17 protein-coding genes are annotated in these 17,580 nt (G+C 59.9%); 11 read left to right on the forward strand and 6 right to left on the reverse strand.

Annotated features, from left to right (window positions below; all coding sequences use genetic code 11):
- Positions 1-23: 23 nt before the first annotated feature.
- The 3 genes from ABXH05_RS04325 (at position 24) to ABXH05_RS04335 (ending at position 3,155) form a co-directional block, all read left to right on the forward strand.
- Positions 24-656, forward strand: a complete 633-nt coding sequence (locus tag ABXH05_RS04325; protein WP_353559935.1) for a PAS domain-containing protein — start codon at positions 24-26, stop codon at positions 654-656.
- A gap of 88 nt (positions 657-744) precedes the next feature.
- Positions 745-1,926, forward strand: coding sequence for an epoxide hydrolase family protein (locus tag ABXH05_RS04330; RefSeq protein WP_353559936.1), 1,182 nt, complete (start codon positions 745-747; stop codon positions 1,924-1,926).
- 11 nt (positions 1,927-1,937) lie between these two features.
- Entirely contained in the window at positions 1,938-3,155 is a 1,218-nt protein-coding gene (locus tag ABXH05_RS04335; protein ID WP_353559937.1) for an epoxide hydrolase family protein, read from the forward strand.
- 22 nt (positions 3,156-3,177) lie between these two features.
- On the opposite strand, the gene ABXH05_RS04340 is transcribed toward ABXH05_RS04335, so the two are convergent.
- The gene (locus tag ABXH05_RS04340; RefSeq protein WP_348135830.1) at positions 3,178-4,137 is read right to left on the reverse strand and encodes an acetyl-CoA carboxylase carboxyltransferase subunit alpha; all 960 of its coding nucleotides are present in this window, start codon (positions 4,135-4,137) and stop codon (positions 3,178-3,180) included.
- A gap of 207 nt (positions 4,138-4,344) precedes the next feature.
- Between ABXH05_RS04340 and ABXH05_RS04345 the strand changes: the two genes are divergently transcribed.
- Together ABXH05_RS04345 and sigJ are read left to right on the forward strand one after the other, a co-directional pair.
- Positions 4,345-4,923: a hypothetical protein gene (locus ABXH05_RS04345; RefSeq protein WP_353559938.1), complete on the forward strand. Its 579-nt coding sequence runs from the start codon at positions 4,345-4,347 to the stop codon at positions 4,921-4,923.
- Positions 4,920-5,840: an RNA polymerase sigma factor SigJ gene (sigJ, locus tag ABXH05_RS04350; RefSeq protein ID WP_353559939.1), complete on the forward strand. Its 921-nt coding sequence runs from the start codon at positions 4,920-4,922 to the stop codon at positions 5,838-5,840. Before ABXH05_RS04345 ends, sigJ begins: the two co-directional genes overlap by 4 nt.
- An 18-nt stretch (positions 5,841-5,858) precedes the next feature.
- Here sigJ and ABXH05_RS04355 read toward each other — a convergent pair whose 3' ends face one another.
- The 4 genes from ABXH05_RS04355 to ABXH05_RS04370 form a co-directional block, all read right to left on the reverse strand.
- Positions 5,859-6,854, reverse strand: a complete 996-nt coding sequence (locus tag ABXH05_RS04355) for an HpcH/HpaI aldolase/citrate lyase family protein (protein ID WP_348135834.1) — start codon at positions 6,852-6,854, stop codon at positions 5,859-5,861.
- 105 nt (positions 6,855-6,959) lie between these two features.
- Positions 6,960-7,898, reverse strand: a complete 939-nt coding sequence (locus ABXH05_RS04360; protein ID WP_502947731.1) for a site-specific tyrosine recombinase XerD — start codon at positions 7,896-7,898, stop codon at positions 6,960-6,962.
- Between the two features lie 34 nt (positions 7,899-7,932).
- Positions 7,933-9,918 carry a hypothetical protein gene (locus tag ABXH05_RS04365; RefSeq protein WP_353559941.1) on the reverse strand — a complete coding sequence of 662 codons (1,986 nt, stop codon included), beginning with the start codon at positions 9,916-9,918 and terminating at the stop codon, positions 7,933-7,935.
- Complete coding sequence (locus tag ABXH05_RS04370) at positions 9,899-10,039, reverse strand: hypothetical protein (RefSeq protein ID WP_171815968.1); 141 nt, start codon at positions 10,037-10,039, stop codon at positions 9,899-9,901. Before ABXH05_RS04370 ends, ABXH05_RS04365 begins: the two co-directional genes overlap by 20 nt.
- Positions 10,040-10,279: 240 nt before the next feature.
- Between ABXH05_RS04370 and ABXH05_RS04375 the strand changes: the two genes are divergently transcribed.
- From ABXH05_RS04375 to ABXH05_RS04385, 3 genes are read left to right on the forward strand one after another with little or no spacing between them, the layout of a single operon-like run.
- Positions 10,280-10,873, forward strand: a complete 594-nt coding sequence (locus ABXH05_RS04375) for a shikimate kinase (RefSeq protein ID WP_353559942.1) — start codon at positions 10,280-10,282, stop codon at positions 10,871-10,873.
- Positions 10,874-10,931: 58 nt separating this feature from the next.
- The gene (gene aroB, locus ABXH05_RS04380) at positions 10,932-12,059 is read left to right on the forward strand and encodes a 3-dehydroquinate synthase (RefSeq protein WP_353559943.1); all 1,128 of its coding nucleotides are present in this window, start codon (positions 10,932-10,934) and stop codon (positions 12,057-12,059) included.
- Entirely contained in the window at positions 12,056-13,342 is a 1,287-nt protein-coding gene (locus ABXH05_RS04385; protein WP_353559944.1) for an HlyC/CorC family transporter, read from the forward strand. Before aroB ends, ABXH05_RS04385 begins: the two co-directional genes overlap by 4 nt.
- A 3-nt stretch (positions 13,343-13,345) precedes the next feature.
- Here ABXH05_RS04385 and ABXH05_RS04390 read toward each other — a convergent pair whose 3' ends face one another.
- A complete protein-coding gene (locus tag ABXH05_RS04390) occupies positions 13,346-13,621 on the reverse strand; it encodes a BolA family protein (RefSeq protein WP_043949900.1) in 276 nt (91 codons plus the stop codon).
- Between the two features lie 57 nt (positions 13,622-13,678).
- Here ABXH05_RS04390 and ABXH05_RS04395 point away from each other — a divergent pair, with 57 nt between their 5' ends.
- The 3 genes from ABXH05_RS04395 (at position 13,679) to cobT (ending at position 17,578) form a co-directional block, all read left to right on the forward strand.
- Positions 13,679-14,323, forward strand: a complete 645-nt coding sequence (locus tag ABXH05_RS04395) for a J domain-containing protein (RefSeq protein ID WP_348135843.1) — start codon at positions 13,679-13,681, stop codon at positions 14,321-14,323.
- 286 nt (positions 14,324-14,609) lie between these two features.
- Complete coding sequence (gene cobS / locus ABXH05_RS04400; RefSeq protein ID WP_348135844.1) at positions 14,610-15,602, forward strand: cobaltochelatase subunit CobS; 993 nt, start codon at positions 14,610-14,612, stop codon at positions 15,600-15,602.
- A 41-nt stretch (positions 15,603-15,643) separates the two neighbouring features.
- Positions 15,644-17,578, forward strand: a complete 1,935-nt coding sequence (cobT, locus tag ABXH05_RS04405) for a cobaltochelatase subunit CobT (RefSeq protein WP_353559945.1) — start codon at positions 15,644-15,646, stop codon at positions 17,576-17,578.
- The last annotated feature ends 2 nt before the right edge of the window (positions 17,579-17,580 follow it).

Here is a 17,580-nt window from a genome sequence, read left to right on the forward strand (position 1 = left end):
CAAGCTAGGAGTCCGATGATCCAATGATACGCCTCACAACTGGCAATCAGACTCTTCTGGATTTATGGCGTGGCCGCCGCGACAGGCATGCGGTTCCCCGCATCGGCGCAACCACGTTCATCCGTGATCCGAATATCGGCAAAAGCATCTGTATTCAGTTCAAAGCGCCCGACAGCTCAGTGCGCGTCGCCCATGCCGGCGGCAACATTGAGCGCCTGATCGGAATCGACCTGACAGGCATGGTGATTTCCAAGATCTACTCAGGGTCCGAGCAGGATGAACTAAGCGACATGCAGCGCGCCAAGTTCCTCCACCCCATGATCATTCACTCCCACAGCAATACGAACACTCTTGCAGGCGAACTCATTCAGCTGGAAATGCTGCAGCTGCCTTTTGTCAATTCAGCCACCGAGGAAGTGATCTACGTCATCGGCGCTTTTGAGTGGACCCACGCCAACAGTAGATCCAATCTCGGCGGAGGCTTGAAAGAGAGGTCCTTGCTCTCACGCACCATCCTCGACGTCCGGACACTCAAGCCGGTTGAAAACGAATTCACTTTCCCGCCGGTCAAAGGCGTCAAGAAGCTCAAAGCGGTGCCTGTTCGGGAGATAAACCGGTCCGCCGATCACGGCGATGCAGACCGCATCGAGCTCTGAACGCTTGAAGACCTGCGCCTCCCTGCCATAATGCCGCGCCACGGTTTCCTGAATGTGTTTTGGGAAATGGCCAGCAGGGAAGTCACAGATGAGTTCGCCCACCCCTTTCACGATCTCGATACCGCAATCCAAGCTCGACACCATCGCCCGCAAGGTACGCGACTTCGAGTGGATCGATGTGCCTGAAGGCAAAGACGCGGGCGACGGGTGGTCGTACGGTGCCGATCAGGACTACCTGAAAGAATTCTGCGCCTACTGGCTGGACGGCTATGACTGGCGCCATTGGGAAGCACAGCTCAACTCGTGGCCGCAGTTCATTGCGACCGTCAACGACATCGACATCCACTATGTGCACATCAAAGGCTCCAACCCGGACAACCCGCCCCTGCTGATCACCCATGGGTGGCCCGGATCGTATTTCGAGTTTTTTGATGTTCTCGACCGCATCGCCAACCCCGCCGCATATGGCGGCGAGGAAGCAGACGGGCGTGATGTGATCGCCCCGTCCATTCCCGGTTACGCGTTTTCCGGCCGCCCACAAAAGCCCATGGGGCCACGCGCTGTTGCAGCGCTTTGGAATGCCTTCATGCGCGATGCCTTGGGCATTGACAGCTACATCGCCCAGGGCGGTGACTGGGGGGCCATCATTTCTGGCTGGATTGCGTTTGATCACAGCAAGGACAAACAGGGCGGCTGCCTTGCTGTCCACCTGAACTTCCTTGGTGTGCGCGGGCACATGGAACCAAAGACGGAAGAAGATCAGGCATGGATGCAGCATTCAGCAGGCATGCAGCTCTTTGAGACAGCCTATCTGCAAATTCAAGGCACCAAGCCCCTGTCGCTGACCATGGGGATGTCGGATTCGCCCGTCGGGCAGGCCGCCTGGATACTCGAGAAATTCTACACCTGGGGTGACGTGAAAAATGGCGACATCGAAAGCGCCTTCACCAAAGACCATCTGCTCACCAATCTGATGCTCTACGTCGCGACAGACACGTTCAACACCGCCACATGGATGTATCGCGGCGTGTTCGAGGAAGGCGGCGTCAATCTCCCGCCGGGCGAGACAATCGATATCCCCACAGGCATCGCCAACTTCCCCGGCGACACCGTATATTCTTGGCCGCCGCGCAGCATGGTGGAAGCGGGCTACAGCAACATTGTTCAGTGGACGGACCATGAAAAGGGCGGCCACTTCGCAGCTCTGGAACAACCCGACGCCTTCGTCGCCGACGTCATGGCATTTTTGAAGCAGGCGCCCACACAATAGAGGCCGGACCCATGCACCCCAGTATCGCTGCAGATCCCTTCACCATCTCAGTCGCCGACCATGAGCTGGCGGACCTGAAGCAGCGGCTCGCCAACACACGGTTCCCCAATGAACCCGACGGCAATGACAGCTGGGACTACGGCACCAACCTTTCCTACATGGAACGGCTGATTGAATACTGGCGTGACGACTATGACTGGCGCGCCGCCGAAGCACGGCTCAACCGCTTTGACCACTTCCGCGCCACCATCTCCGGTGATGATCTGGGCCTGCCCGATGAAGATCACCAAATCCATTTCATCTATGAGCGCGGCTCGGGCAAAAACCCGCGCCCTTTGATCCTCACCCATGGCTGGCCCTCAACCTTTGCCGAGTTTGAGCATGTGATAGAGCCCCTCGCCCACCCGGAAAGATTTGGCGGCAGTGAGGAAGACGCATTCGACGTGATCGTGCCCTCGCTCCTGGGCTTCGGCTTTTCATCCAAGCCGCGCACGCCACTGGGACCATCAGCCATTGCAGAGCTTTGGCATTGCCTGATGACACGGGTACTGGGCTATGACCGCTATTGCGCACAGGCCGGTGACTGGGGGTCCTACGTCACGTCACGGCTGGCGCTGCAGCATGGCGACCAGTTGGACGCGATCCATCTCACCATGCTGCCCCTGCGCCCGGCCATTTCAGGCGGCGGTGAGCCTGTAACGCAGGAAGAAGCCGACTGGATCAAGAACATGCGCGGCTGGTGGGCTCAGGAAGAAGGCTACCGCGTGATCCAGGGCACCAAGCCCATGGCGCTGGCGTTCGCTGTGACCGACAGCCCGGCAGGCCTCGCAGGCTGGCTGGCAGACAAATACTATCGCTTGGGCGACACCGAAAAATCCCATCCCTATGAAGGCATGGATCAGCGCTTCCCCATGGACATGATCCTGACCCAGCTTTCCATCTACTGGTTCACCGGCACCATCAACTCCGCCAATACACTCTACAAAGCCGGACCGATGGAACGCACAGACAAGCTCAAGCCCGGTGAACGGGTGACGGTGCCGACAGCCTATTCGGAATATCCAATGGATGTGTTGCCCCGCACGCCCGAAAGCTGGGGCAGCCGCTGCTATGACATCAAGCGCTGGCGCTTCATGGAAAAAGGCGGCCATTTCGCAGCCCTTGAAGAGCCGGAAATCTTTACGCGCGACGTCCAGGACGCCTTCCGCGAGCTACTTGGAAGAATCTAGAGTCTGACGCCGCGAACCGGATCTAGGCGATGCCTTCACGGCCCATGGCCAGGAACTTTTGGCGACGCTGCGCGACAAGTTCATCACCGGACAGCGGCGCAAGAACAGCCAGCTCTTCTTCAATCGCTTTGCCGGTTTCTGAAATGATCTGCGCTGTTTCGCGATGCGCACCGCCAATCGGCTCAGGTAGAATACGATCAATGACACCAAGCGACAGCAGATCCTGCGCGGTGATGCGCATGGCCGCTGCCGCGTCCTGCGCCTTGTCAGATGACCGCCACAGAATGGATGAGCAACCTTCCGGCGAGATCACCGCATAAATGGAGTGCTCAAGCATCAGCACCTTGTTGGCAGCGGCAATAGCCACAGCGCCACCGGACATGCCTTCGCCAATGATGACAGAGATCAGCGGCACCTTGAGAGACAGCGACCGGTCAATGGAGCGGGCAATGGCTTCAGCCTGACCGCGTGCTTCTGCATCCTTGCCGGGATAAGCACCGGACGTATCAGCGAGCGTGATCACCGGCATCTGAAAACGCTCGGCCAGCGACATCAACCGGACTGCCTTGCGGTAGCCTTCCGGGTTCGCCATGCCGAAATTGTGTTTCAGACGGGACTGGGTGTCTGACCCCTTTTCCTGACCGATCACAACGACCCGGCGGCCATTGAGGCGGCCCAGGCCGCCTTCGACCGCGTGGTCCTCACCAAAAGCCCTGTCACCGGCAAGCGGGGTGAAGTCCGTGATCAGACGGCTCACATAATCTTTGAAGTGGGGCCGGTTTGGATGGCGGGCCACCAATGTCTTCTGCCAGGGCGTCAGCTTGGCGTAGGTATCGGTCAGAAGTTGCGACGCTTTGGTTTCAAGACGCACGACTTCGTCGCCAATCTGCATGGTCGGGTCTTCAGCCGCCATCCGGCGAAGTTCCTGGACCTTGCCTTCCAGCTCTGCGACCGGTTTTTCAAACTCGAGATAACTATGCATTGGAAGTGTTTGCGACCCTTTGATGAAGACGCGGCAAACTGGCGCGGGACCCTTGGATTGTCAACAAATTCACACCTCCAGCCTTAAGCCGGACGTGCCCGTGCCAGTGAAAGTTCATATGGGAGTGTCACAAACCCGTTGAAAGGACCGTCTTTAAGGAAAATCGCCCGGTTTTGGGCCATTTCCCGTTCTTTCAAGGAGTATGACATGACACAGAACATTGGTCCCATCTCATGGTTCGCCGAACGGACCCTGTGCAAGATGGAAAAACGCTACGACTACAGCTTCGATTATGTCCGCTATCTCTGGCACGTCTCGCGCCCCGCATATCGGCGATTCTCCTTTGGGTTCATGTGGTTTGCCACGGGCCGCGAGGTTCTTCCTGCGGATGCCGGCGCTGTGGCAGGCATTGTCAGCACACTGCATGCCGACTGCGGCCCGTGCACACAGATCACTGTCAACATGGCCGCAGAAGCGGGCGTCTCGGTAAGCATTCTCAGCGCCGCCGTGTCCGGTGACCTCAATGCTTTGCCGGAAAATCTCGCGCTGGTGTACCGGTTCACCCACGCCGTGGTGAACGCCGATTACAATGCCGGTGAAATGCGCGAGGAAATCATCAAGCTCTATGGCGAAAAGGGTCTTGCTGACATGGCTGCCGTCATTGCCGCTGGCCAGGTGTACCCGTCGCTGAAGCGGACGCTGGGTTTTGGTGAAACCTGCCTCAAGGTAACCGTCGACCAACACGACGTTGACGCCCACCGTCTTGGAGCCAAAGCTGCAGCATGAGCCGCACACACGACACATCAGGCGACGAACTTGATGCCTTCGAGCAGGCCCGCCCGGACTTGCTGCGGCTTGCCTATCGCATGACAGGCGGCCGCGCGGAGGCGGAGGACATCGTGCAGGACGCGTGGCTGCGCTGGAACCGTGCTGACACCTCCGACGTGATCAATCCCAAAGCTTGGCTCTCGCGCACTGTCGCGCGGCTTTCCATCGACCATCTGCGCAAGGTCAAGACCCGCCGGGAGACCTATGTCGGCCCATGGCTGCCAGAACCGGTGGCAACTGAAATGCCGACGCCAACGCCCGAAGACCCCGGCCATGCGGTGGAGCTGGCACAGGACGTCTCGCTCGCCTTGATGTCTGTTCTTGAAACCCTCAAGCCGGAAGAGCGGGCAGCATTCCTGCTGCGCGAAGCTTTTGAGATGGACTATTCCGATCTCGCCTCGACGCTGGGCAAAAGCGAAGACGCCTGCCGCCAGATGGTGTCACGCGCAAAGGCGCGCCTGCGCAGCAATCGTCCCCGGTTTGAAGCATCAGACGAAGAACACGAGGAATTGCTGCTGGCATTCGCCGCAGCGGCTCAGGCCGGAGATGTCTCCACCCTGACACGGCTGCTCACACCCAACGCCAGCCTGACATCTGATGGCGGCGGCAAAGCGACCGCCGCCCTGCGTGTGGTCAGCGGTGCCGAAGAAGTGGCGAAGCTTACCGCCCACATTGCAACAAACAAGGACGCCATGAAGGGCGACATCGAAGCCCTGCGCATTAACAACCGGCCGGGCTTCTACATCACGCTCGAGGGTAAAATCGAAGTCAGCTACTCCATCGATGTGGAGGACGGTCGCATTGCGGCGCTCTACATCATGCGCAACCCGGACAAGCTGCAACGCCTGCTGGACCCGCCTCTCGGCAATGCCTGAGGCGACGTCTTCGGCTGCTTAGGCCTTCTTGGCTTTTTCGCGCCGCGCAATCTCGCGTGCTTTGTCCACAATCACATTGGCCTGCTTGATGGACGCGGCATCAATCAGCTTGCCGTCAAGCGACACGGCACCCGCGCCGGCTTTCTGACTGGCCTTCATTTCCTTCAAAATCCGTTTGGCCTGCTTCACGTCATCGGCAGGCGGCGTATAGAGCTCATTGCCAAGTCCAACCTGGCTTGGGTGAATGGCCCACTTGCCTTCACAACCCAGAATGGCAGAGCGGCGTGCCTGCGCGCGATACCCATCGGGATCAGAATAATCGCCGAACGGCCCGTCGACCGGGCGCAGACCATTGGCCCGGGCGGCGGCAATCATCTGCACCATGGGTGTGTGCCACAGATCCTGCCAGTGGAAATCCCGCTGTCCGTTTTCATCCGGATCCAGAAGAATGCCGTAGTCGGGATTGGGCCCACCGATGTTTGTCGTGCGCATGCCCATGGAAGCCGCAAAGTCTGCAGCACCAAAATGCAATGCTTCCAGCCGCGGGCTCGCCGCAGCGATCTCATTGACGTTGGCCAGACCCATGGCGCTTTCGATGATGACTTCCAGACCAAGTTTCTTCTTGCGGCCTGTTGCAGTCTCAATCTGCGTCACCAGCATGTCGATGGCGTAGATGTCCGCCGCCGTGCCGACCTTGGGGATCATGATCAGGTCCAGCCGTTCTCCGCCCTGCTCCATGATGTCCACCACGTCGCGATAGCAGTAGTGGGTATCAAGACCGTTGATGCGCAGCGACAGGGTCTTGTCGCCAAAATCCTCTTCATTGAGAGCTTTCACGGCCTTGGCGCGGGCATCCACCTTATCGTCAGGGGCCACCGCATCTTCAAGGTCCAGTGAAATGACATCAGCCGGACCCTGCGCAGCCTTTGCAAAGAAATGCGGGCTGGAGCATGGCACGAACAACTGAGAACGGTTGAGACGGGATGGCGCGGCCTGAATGGACGTGAAGCTCATGGCGGAAGGCTCCGGACTGACTGAAACTCAAAATGGTGGGGTGAGTCATGCGTTACCCGCCAAACGCCGTCAACCAGACACAGCCCAGACCAAACAGCCCCTACGTCAGCTGCGTTTTCGTGTGGCCAGCGGATGGTGGTCCTGCACAAGGGCTGCCATGCGGGCGTCCAGCACATGGGTGTAAATCTGTGTTGTCGAGATATCCGCATGACCCAGCATCTGCTGCACGGATCGAAGGTCAGCCCCATTGGCCAGCAGGTGCGTTGCAAAGGCATGACGCAGGGCATGCGGCTTGACCGCCGTCACATCGACACCTGCATCCACCGCCAGTTGTTTCAACAGCTGTCCAAGCCGCTGCCGCGTCATGTGCTGCTCCGGGTCCGTGCCGGGAAACAGCCAGCGGCTGTCCTGATTGCGCGCGGACAATGCAAGCGTGCGCGCGGGTAACCACTCGCGGATGGCATCAAAGGCGGCGGGCGTCAGGGGCACCATCCGTTCCTTGTTGCCCTTGCCTCGAATGAGCAGAACCCGGTCACTCCCCCGCGCTGCTGCGAGCGGCAAACCAACTAGTTCACTCACTCGCATGCCGGACGCATACAGCACTTCAATTAGCGCCAGCAGCCGCAAAGCCTTGCCGCGGGTTGTACCCTGCGAGGAAACTGCTGCCTCCCGAGCCGTCGCCAGGAGCTGCGTGACATCTTCCTCGCTCAACGTCTTGGGCAGAGGGCGACCAAGCCTCGGGGCCTCCACCACACCTGTTGGGTCATCATCGCGATGACCTTCACCCAGAAGAAAGCGATGAAATTGCTTGAGGGCAGACAGTCGACGCGCCTGCGTCCGCGCCGACAGGCCTCTTTCCGCCAGGGACGAAAGATAGGCCCGCACCTGGCCACTGTCAGCATCGCCCAGACTGCCAGGCGCTACGAACTGCGCAAACTCATCAAGGTCGTGGGCATAGGCGGTGAGCGTGTTGGCAGCAGCACCGCGTTCCGCCACCAGCATTTCAAGGAAGGCATCCGCCAGATGGGCACCCGGCCCGCGCAGACGTCGGTTTAGAGCTTTGCCTTGAGTCTTGGCCCTAGCCTTCGCCATGCGCCCGCACAATCAGGGCCTCAACGGCAATGCGCCGCGCATCTTCTTCAAGGCCCGAACGGACCAAAGCCGTTATGATGGCAGCGAGTGACCCCGGTGTCAGATCCGCAGGGCGGGTTTGGGCCAAGGCGCCGTCACTTTCGATGGATGACAATGCGGTGAGCGTGGCCAGAGCTGCTTCACCTGCCCGCCTGTCCTGCGCAGCAACCCGCAATGCACGCAGCGACTGCTCATCAAGCTGCACACCTGGCATCTCAGCATCATCAAACTGCGCCCAGACCACCTGCGGCACAGGTACACCAAGGGATGCCAGAGCCTGCATTTCAAAAGCCGTCAGCCACTTGGCTTCCCGGTCATCTTCCTCAAGTCGCACTTCAACAGAGCGCAGGGCAACGTCCGGGTTCCATGGCAGAACAAATGACGATTGCGCCGGTGTGGCAATGCGCACCAGCGTCTCAAGCCGGGCGACCTCACCCGGCGCGGTTGTTGTTGCAATGCCGATCCACCCGTCTGCGCGGGCAGCGTCACCCAGCAACGCCAGGGCTTCGGTCATGAACACGGAATTGTCTGCATGCGCCATTGTTGGCGCGATAGCGCGCAATGAACCCGCAAAGGCCGGCAGTGTGGCCGGCCACAATTCCACAGGTGTTTCGTCAAACGCAGACGCGATGGCACTAAGGCGTGTTGTTTGGTCCGGCGCATCAAGAGAAACAGCAAAGGCACTCACGCGCGGATTGCTGTCGCCAGCTCCGGCGACAATGGCCTGCCGGTAGATCTCCGCCAGATCGCGCGCAGAAAGCAACGACCGCGCCGCTGCCGCTTCCGCGGCATCCAGACGATCCTCCCACGCCAAGCTCTTGTCATTGGCAAGGGTCGTCAACAGCGCAGGCTCAACGCGCGCGACAATGCCTGCTTCAAGAGGCACTCCGGCCTCCCGCGCCAAAGCCAGATGCAGACTTGTGAAAATTTCGTCGTCCGGCACGTCAAGCGCCGGGCCACCGGCTGCCCGCGTGGCGAGCGCCACAAAGGCCGTATCACCCACTTCGTATTCGCGCACCAGATCAACCGAGAGCAATGCGGCAACGTCCATACCTGCACGTGCCTGACACAACGCGCCAAGTTCAAGTGCGAAACGGGCGTAGCTGTTTCCTGCATCGCCTTCCGTCGGCAACCGTGTGAGGTAGCCGCAGGCTTTGTCCGTCAGATCAAGTGACAGCGCCGCACGTGCCGCTGGTGTCGCCGTCTGCGCAGCAAGATCACCCGCAGGCACAAGGCCCGCCAGACGATCCACATCCATCCCAAACCCTGCGCCGTAGAGCGCCGCAAGCCGAAGCCCCAGTATGGAGCGGCCGCCGCTGGCACCCTGCGGCAAATCTCCGCGCGAAATCAAAAGCCGCCGAAACAGATTTCCGATGGCCGCAGACGGAGGAGGCGGTGTCAGAGCTGCCAGTCCATCTTCAACGGTCAGCCGGCGGCTGCCAGCCCACAACATGGGCGAGAGCCCTCCTTCAACGGGACCAATAAGGCCGATGCCTTCATCTGCCACGCTTGAAAGCCGCGATACTTCGATGCCCGTGCCTTCTTCGCCGGGGCGCGCTGCCAGGGACTGCGATCGTTGAACCGGCGGGACAACGACCCGCTCACCGGATGGAAAGAATACGTCCGGCGTGCTGTCGCCGAACACTTCAGGCGCTGCAAGTTCCGGCGGAAGTGAACCATCCTGCGGGCCCGGCAATGCCGCACCGGACGGTGGCAGCAACGAACGGGGGCCATCGGAGCGCGCCAGCGGTGTCTGGTTGGGATCAAGAAGCTGTTCGGTGAGACTTTGGCCGGGTGGCTGTGTTGCCGGTGCGCTGCCATCAAGCGGCACCGGCTGAGCCATCGCACCCATGCTCCATGCGCCCGTACCAAGCGTAAGGGCGGCCACGTGCAGAAGTGTCTTGGGCGACACCTTATTCGGCGAAGCTGTCATCAGGCAGGGTCACTTCCACGGTGGCCGTCTGTGGTTCAAGGCTTGAGCCCATCACAACCAGCGCCGCAAAACCGGCGCCGAGCAAAACAAGAACGATAAGAAGAATGCGCAACGCGGTCATGGAAATCCGGGGCCTTTTTGCTTTTGTTCAAATGGAACGTCGACATCACAGGACCCAGCCTGCCAAATCATCAATTCACATTCATGAACCATATCATGCGCGGCGCATTCACCTACACTCAACACACCTCCTAGAGCAGTGATTTGGCCGAATTACGGCATATCTGGCGCTTACCCCTCGTCTCGGCATAGATTGCTGGTTCGATTGTTCCTGAAGCCTTCAGCACCCGACACGGACGAAATGCCCTCTGAGACCACCCACGCCCCGGCGACGCCCTCCCCTGCAAGCGATAGCTCAAGCAATGGCTCTGGCCAGCCTTTTGGCGGCAAGGCCATTGTTCTTGTTGGACTAATGGGCGCTGGCAAAACCACCGTGGGCCGCCGCCTGGCCAACCGGCTGGGCCTGCCCTTCGTGGACGCGGACACCGAAGTGGAAGCCGCTGCAGGTCTCAGCATCCCGGAAATATTTGAAGCCCACGGCGAGCCTGCCTTCCGTGACGGCGAGCGCAAGGTCATTGCCCGGCTTTTGGCCACCGGGCCACAGGTGCTGGCAACCGGCGGCGGAGCCTTTATGGATCCTGAAACCCGCGCCACCGTGGCAGATCGCGGCATTTCAGTCTGGCTGAAAGCTGATCTGGACGTCTTGATGCGCCGTGTTGGCAAACGCCCGACCCGTCCGCTCCTCAAGGCGGATAATCCACGCGCGGTGATGGAAAAACTCATGCGTGAGCGCAACCCGGTATACGCCGAGGCAGACGTGACGCTTGAGACCGGTGACGGCCCCCATGAAGACGTGGTGGACCGCCTGATGGAGCTCCTGGAGCCCCTCAAGTGACCGGCCATTTACCAATCCGCTGGACGCGGCGCGCTTTTACGACCATATGGCTGCCATCATGACCAACACCCACACTGTTCCCGTCAGCCTTGGCGACCGCTCCTATGACGTGCTCATCGGCGCGGACCTGCTTGCGCGCGCCGGTGAAACCATTTCACCGCTGCTCAAGCGCCCCTATGTGCCCATCGTTACCGACGAAACCGTTGCGGCCCTCCATTTGGCTACGCTGACAAAGAGCCTTGAGGCCAGCGGCATTGAGTGCGTGCCCATTATCCTGCCGCCAGGCGAAGCAACCAAAAGCTTCAAACATCTCGAAGAGCTGTTGTCCGCCCTGATGGATGCAGGCGTGGAGCGCACCGACATGGTCATTGCCTTTGGCGGCGGCGTCATCGGCGATCTGACCGGCTTTGCAGCCGCCGTCCTGCGGCGGGGCGTGGATTTCATCCAGATCCCGACAACGTTGCTGGCGCAGGTGGACAGTTCCGTTGGCGGCAAGACGGCCATTGATGTCCCCCAGGGCAAAAACCTCATCGGTTCGTTCCATCAGCCACGGCTGGTGCTGGCAGACACAAGCGTGCTTGGAACCCTGACCATGCGGGACCTGCGCGCCGGATACGCTGAAGTCGTCAAATATGGCCTGATCGACGATTTTGACTTTTTCGAGTGGCTTGAAAAAAACGGCCCGGCACTCATTGACGGCGACCAGACCCTGCGCGCGGAAGCAGTCCGCCACAGTGTGGCAGCCAAGGCCCGCGTTGTGGCGGCCGATGAGCGCGAAGGGGGCCAGCGCGCCCTCCTCAATCTTGGCCACACCTTCGGCCATGCATTGGAAACATCCGCCGGTTATTCCGGGGACCTGCTGCACGGTGAAGCTGTGGCTGCAGGCATGGGCATTGCGTTTGATGTCTCCGTGCATCTGGGCCTGTGCCCCGCTGACGATGCGGCCCGCGCCAAGGCGCATATGCGTGCGACCGGTCTGCCCGCAAGCATCAGTGACCTTGAAAAACGCAATAGCCTCAGCGTGCCTGATACACAGGAACTGATCCGGCTGATGGGTCAGGACAAAAAGGTATCCGGAGGCAAGATCACATTCATTCTGACGCGCGGCATCGGCAAATCGTTCATTGCAAGTGATGTAGACATGGATCAGGTGGCGCAGGTGCTATCGAAGAGGCAGGCCGCGTGAGTGAAACAACCCTTTTGATCTCACTGGGATCAATTTTCTTCCTGCTCATATTCTCCGGCTTTTTCTCCGGATCAGAAACAGCGCTCACGGCCACGAGCCGCGCACGCATGCATACGCTTGAGCGCGACGGATCCAAACGCGCTGGCGTCGTCAACGGGTTGATCGCCTATCGCGAGCGTTTGATCGGCGCGATCCTGCTGGGCAACAACCTCGTCAACATTCTGGCCTCCGCTATCGCCACCAGCGTATTTCTGGACCTCTTTGGTGAAGCCGGTGTGGTTTACGCCACCTTGGTCATGACGGCATTGGTGCTGATCTTTGCCGAGGTGCTGCCAAAGACCTACGCCATCACCAATCCGGACCGTATGGCGCTGGCCGTCTCACCGCTCATCCGCATCGCGGTTTTTGCCTTCGCCCCCATAACCGCTGCTGTTCAGTTCATTGTTCGCCGCACACTGCGGCTGGTCGGCGCGGATATTGAGGATGGAGCCGAAGTATTGTCTGCGCACGAGGAACTGCGCGGCGCCATCGACCTCCACCACAAGGAAGGCGGTGTGGGCCGCGATGACCGCCACATGCTCGGCGGCATTCTTGACCTGCGGGACTTGCAGGTGGACGACGTGATGATCCACCGCAAGAACATGCAGGCCCTGAGCCTGGATGATGACTCCAAGGACCTCGTCGAGCAGGTCCTTGCAAGTCCCTACACACGCATTCCCCTGTGGGAGAACGACCCTGACAACATCGTCGGCGTTCTGCACGCCAAGGATCTGTTGCGAGCATTGATCTCGCACGATGGCGACCCCACCGGCCTGGACATCAAGGGTCTGGCGTCTGAAGCCTGGTTCGTGCCGGAAACCACCTCACTGGTTGAACAGCTCAACGCGTTCCGTCAGCGCAAGTCGCACTTTGCACTCGTGGTGGATGAGTATGGCAGCATCATGGGGTTGGTAACGCTGGAAGACATCATCGAGGAAATCGTCGGTGAGATTTCGGATGAGCACGATGTTGAGGTCAAAGGCCTGCGCCCGCAGCCCGACGGCACCTGCAATGTGGACGGCACTCTCGCGGTGCGTGATCTCAACCGCGCACTGGACTGGGAGTTACCGGAAGACGAAGCCATCACCGTGGCCGGACTCGTTATCCACGAAGCCCAGACCATCCCGGAAGTCGGCCAGACATTCTCTTTTTACGGCTACAAGTTTCAGGTGCTGCGCCGCCACCGCAACCAGGTGACAGCGATCAAGATCACCCCGCCGCGCAAGGCGCAGGTCGCCGAGTAAAGACTACTGCCACTCTTCAGCTGGCGTTATCGCCTTGATCTGCAGCATGTGAATGGGACCGCGCAGCTCTTCTGCCAGCGCTTCATTCACCAACATATGACGCTCAATGCGGGACTTGCCCTCAAAAGCGTCAGAGACGACGGTAACCTTGAAGTGCGATTCGCCTGCTTGGGCTGCGCCTGAATGTCCCGCGTGCCGGGCGGAGTCATCTGTGATATCCAGCCGGGTCGGCGAAAGCGCATTGTTTAGTTTTTGCTGGATGGTTTCTGCAACACTCATAACGCCTGTCCCTTAGGGTGGGTTGTTTCCTGACCAATGGGTTTACATAATCAGATCATGAGTTCCTGGGACAAATACAAAGACTTCGTCAAGGTGCCGCCCCGCTCGCGCAATGCCGCCGAGGAGGCCGCTGCCGCCCGACGTGCGCGCAAACACGACTGTGCGTGGCCAAACTGCGACGCTGAAGGCAAGCACAAAGCCCCGACGGACAAAGCCTCAACGGGCGATGCCCGCCGCTACCGCTGGCTGTGCGCGGAGCACATCAAGGAATTCAACAAGTCCTGGAACTATTTTGACGGCATGACAGACGCCGACGTCCGCCGATTCCAGAAAGAAGCCTCCACAGGCCACCGCCCGACCTGGAGCATCGGCTCCAACCGTGGGGCAGCTGCGGCCAGCAAGTTCGGCTTTGTCGGATCAGAGGCCGATCCGACCGTATATGACCCCCATGGATTCGCGGTTGATGGCGGCACCACAAAGACCGACGGCAAGGCTCGCCGCCGTCTGCGCCCCAAAGAAGGCAAGGCTCTTGCCACACTGGGCCTTGACGGAGAGGCCACTCCGAACGAGATCAAGGCTAAGTACAAGCGGTTGGTCAAAAAGCATCACCCTGATGCCAATGGGGGTGACCGGTCCACGGAGGACCGTTTCCGTAGCGTCCTTGAGGCCTACAACTACCTGAAATCAACAGGTTACCTCTAACCCGCAAGGTGGGTTCCAGCGGGCCTCAAGATTTTGCTAGAGTGCCGCGCGTTCTGGACGCCATGTGCCCATGTTACAGATACGCAAATGCATGGGCCTCATGCATAGCCGCTATTTCGGATGTGCTATTGGCGCTGACCGGTCAATATGTTGCCTTAAACCCATCCGGGTTGAGACAATCGCCCGGACAAATCACTTTCCGCGCGGGGGATCACCCCAGGCGCGGTCCCGCGTGTGTGGCAACCGCCACATTCAATGTTGTTGAAGAAGAGCAGTTGCTAGTCCCATGACGGAAACCACTACCGGAAATATGCCGACCCACGGTCCAGACACAGAAGTGTCTGCCAAAGAAGTATTCGGCTTCGAGACAGATCTGATGGTCCCTGCCTTCAAGGAGCGCAGCGACTACGTTCCTGATCTGGATCCAGACTACCTCTTCAACAAGGAAACCACGCTGGCGATCCTTGCGGGCTTTGCCCACAACCGCCGCGTCATGGTTCAGGGCTATCACGGCACCGGCAAGTCCACCCACATCGAGCAGGTGGCCGCACGCCTCAACTGGCCGTGCATCCGCATCAACCTCGACAGCCATGTGAGCCGTATTGATCTCGTCGGCAAAGATGCCATCGTCCTCAAGGACGGCAAGCAGGTTACTGAATTCCGCGAAGGCATCCTGCCATGGGCGCTTCAGCACCCGGTCGCGCTGGTCTTTGACGAATATGACGCCGGCCGCCCGGACGTGATGTTCGTCATCCAGCGTATTCTGGAAGTCTCCGGCAAGCTGACATTGCTTGACCAGAACAAGGTCATGCGTCCGCATGACTCCTTCCGCCTGTTCTCCACCACCAACACAATTGGTCTTGGCGATACATCCGGCCTCTATCACGGCACCCAGCAGATCAACCAGGGTCAGATGGACCGCTGGAACATCGTTACGACCCTGAACTATCTGGATCATGATCGTGAGACGGACATCGTGGTGGCCAAGGCCAAGCACTACCAGACCGAAGAAGGCAAGAAGACCGTTGCCGCCATGGTGCGGGTTGCTGACCTGACCCGGAACGCCTTCATGAATGGCGACATCTCAACCGTGATGAGCCCACGGACGGTGCTCACCTGGGCTGAGAACGCGGAAATCTTCTCCGATGTCGGTTTCGGCTTCCAGGTAACCTTCCTCAACAAGTGCGATGAGCTGGAACGGGCCACCGTGGCCGAGTTCTATCAGCGTTGCTTTGGCGAAGAACTGCCTCAGTCCGCAGCCAACCTTCAGATCGCATAACGCAGACGGCATAGAGCAGTCCGCAAACCAGCAGGCATTACGTGTCGAACACCAAGGAAAATCCGGTCGAGCCCTTTAAGAGGGCAGTCACCCAGGCGTTGCGCTCCATTGCGGGCCGCGACGACCTGACGGTGAATTTCGGCACTGAGCCTGCCAGCCTGCGTGGCACAAATGTGCGCCTGCCCCTGCCCAGCCGCGAGTTGCCGGACGGCGAGGTTGCCAATTGCCGAGGGTCAGCGGACTCCATCGCCTTGCGTATCGCGCACCATGATGACGGAACCCATCAGCAGCTTCTGCCAACAGGCGGCACGGCCCGTGCGGTGTTTGAAGCAGCCGAAACCGCTCGCGTTGAGGCTCTTGGTGCCAACGCCATGAAGGGCGTTGCCAACAATCTGACAGCAGCCCTTGAAGACAAATGCGACAAGCGCGGCTTTTCGACCATCACCGACCGCGTGGATGCGCCCATTGAAGAAGTGGTGAGCATGCTCGTACGCGAACAGCTCACTGGCGCACGGCCACCGGAAGCCGCCCGCAACATGGTCGATATGTGGCGGCCGTGGGTTGAGGAGAAGGCCGGCGAAGATCTGGCCAAGCTGAACGACCTCTGCCACGACCAGGAAGCGTTCGCCCGCGCCACGCGCGACATCATTGCTGACCTGGACATGGCGGACGAACTCGGCGACACGCCGGACCAGTCCGACGAAGACAGCGACGACAACGAAGACGGCGACGCACCCGGCGAAGAGAACGTCGAGGGTGGCGAAGCCGAGCAGGCCGAAGGCATGTCAGCCGAGCAGCTGGAAATGGCTGACGGCGAGCAGGAAGACGGCGAAGAACAGGCCGTTGAGGTTGAAGCCGAAGACCAGCAGGTTGAAGGCGAGCCCGACGACAGCTCCGAAGGCCAGCAGCCCTGGCGTCCCGACGGCACTGCCGACAACAATCGCGGCGTTGGCTACAAGGTCTATTCGGCAGCAAATGACGAAGTGATTTCAGCCGAAGATTTGTGCGACACCGAAGAGCTTGGCCGTCTGCGCCAGTATCTCGATCAGCAGCTGCAGCAGATGCAGGGCGTCGTTGGACGCCTTGCCAACCGCCTGCAGCGCCGCCTGCAGGCCAAGCAGAACCGCACCTGGGAGTTTGACCTTGAGGAAGGCATGCTCGATGCAGCCCGCCTGAGCCGCATCGTCATCGATCCCATGCATCCTTTGTCCTTCAAGATTGAAAAGGACATGAATTTCCGCGACACGGTTGTGACCCTGCTGCTGGACAATTCAGGCTCCATGCGCGGTCGCCCGATCACTGTTGCAGCCATGTGCGCGGACATTCTCGCCCGCACGCTAGAACGGTGCTCGGTCAAAACGGAAATTCTCGGCTTCACGACACGCGCCTGGAAGGGCGGCCAGTCCCGTGAGCACTGGCTGTCCGCTGGCAAGCCTGCCTCACCCGGTCGCCTCAACGACCTGCGCCACATCATCTACAAGGCCGCTGACGCCCCCTGGCGGCGCGCACGGCGCAATCTCGGCTTGATGATGCGCGAAGGCCTGCTGAAGGAAAACATCGACGGGGAAGCGCTTATCTGGGCGCATAACCGCTTGCTGGCCCGCCCCGAGCAGCGCCGCATTCTGATGGTGATTTCAGATGGCGCGCCGGTGGACGACAGCACCCTGTCCGTGAACTCCGGCAATTATCTTGAGCGTCACCTGCGCGAAGTCATCGAGCAGATTGAAACCAAGTCACCTGTTGAGCTGATTGCCATCGGCATTGGCCATGACGTCACGCGCTACTACAAGCGCGCCGTCACCATTGTGGATGCGGAACAGCTGGGTGGTGCCATGACTGAGAAACTGGCCGAGCTATTCGAAGACGACCCCAAGGCCATGAAGGCCCCACGTCGCTCTGACGGCATGCCCAAGGTACCGCCACAGACCGTGCCAATGCCCAAAGCAGTGCCCAAGGCGGCCCCCGCGGCCAAGTAATC

The organism is Pyruvatibacter sp. HU-CL02332 (genome assembly GCF_040362765.1).
Lineage (GTDB): Bacteria > Pseudomonadota > Alphaproteobacteria > CGMCC-115125 > CGMCC-115125 > Pyruvatibacter.

Bases quoted from the DNA above. Each gene is read 5' to 3' on its own strand.
- ABXH05_RS04340 (WP_348135830.1), bottom strand. From the start codon at position 4,137: ATGCATAGTTATCTCGAGTTTGAAAAACCGGTCGCAGAGCTGGAAGGC.
- ABXH05_RS04395 (WP_348135843.1), top strand. From the start codon at position 13,679: ATGAGTTCCTGGGACAAATACAAAGACTTCGTCAAGGTGCCGCCCCGC.
- cobS (WP_348135844.1), top strand. From the start codon at position 14,610: ATGACGGAAACCACTACCGGAAATATGCCGACCCACGGTCCAGACACA.
- aroB (WP_353559943.1), top strand. From the start codon at position 10,932: ATGACCAACACCCACACTGTTCCCGTCAGCCTTGGCGACCGCTCCTAT.
- ABXH05_RS04345 (WP_353559938.1), top strand. From the start codon at position 4,345: ATGACACAGAACATTGGTCCCATCTCATGGTTCGCCGAACGGACCCTG.
- ABXH05_RS04330 (WP_353559936.1), top strand. From the start codon at position 745: ATGAGTTCGCCCACCCCTTTCACGATCTCGATACCGCAATCCAAGCTC.
- ABXH05_RS04370 (WP_171815968.1), bottom strand. From the start codon at position 10,039: ATGACCGCGTTGCGCATTCTTCTTATCGTTCTTGTTTTGCTCGGCGCC.
- ABXH05_RS04355 (WP_348135834.1), bottom strand. From the start codon at position 6,854: ATGAGCTTCACGTCCATTCAGGCCGCGCCATCCCGTCTCAACCGTTCT.
- ABXH05_RS04335 (WP_353559937.1), top strand. From the start codon at position 1,938: ATGCACCCCAGTATCGCTGCAGATCCCTTCACCATCTCAGTCGCCGAC.
- ABXH05_RS04375 (WP_353559942.1), top strand. From the start codon at position 10,280: ATGCCCTCTGAGACCACCCACGCCCCGGCGACGCCCTCCCCTGCAAGC.
- ABXH05_RS04325 (WP_353559935.1), top strand. From the start codon at position 24: ATGATACGCCTCACAACTGGCAATCAGACTCTTCTGGATTTATGGCGT.
- ABXH05_RS04390 (WP_043949900.1), bottom strand. From the start codon at position 13,621: ATGAGTGTTGCAGAAACCATCCAGCAAAAACTAAACAATGCGCTTTCG.
- ABXH05_RS04365 (WP_353559941.1), bottom strand. From the start codon at position 9,918: ATGACAGCTTCGCCGAATAAGGTGTCGCCCAAGACACTTCTGCACGTG.
- sigJ (WP_353559939.1), top strand. From the start codon at position 4,920: ATGAGCCGCACACACGACACATCAGGCGACGAACTTGATGCCTTCGAG.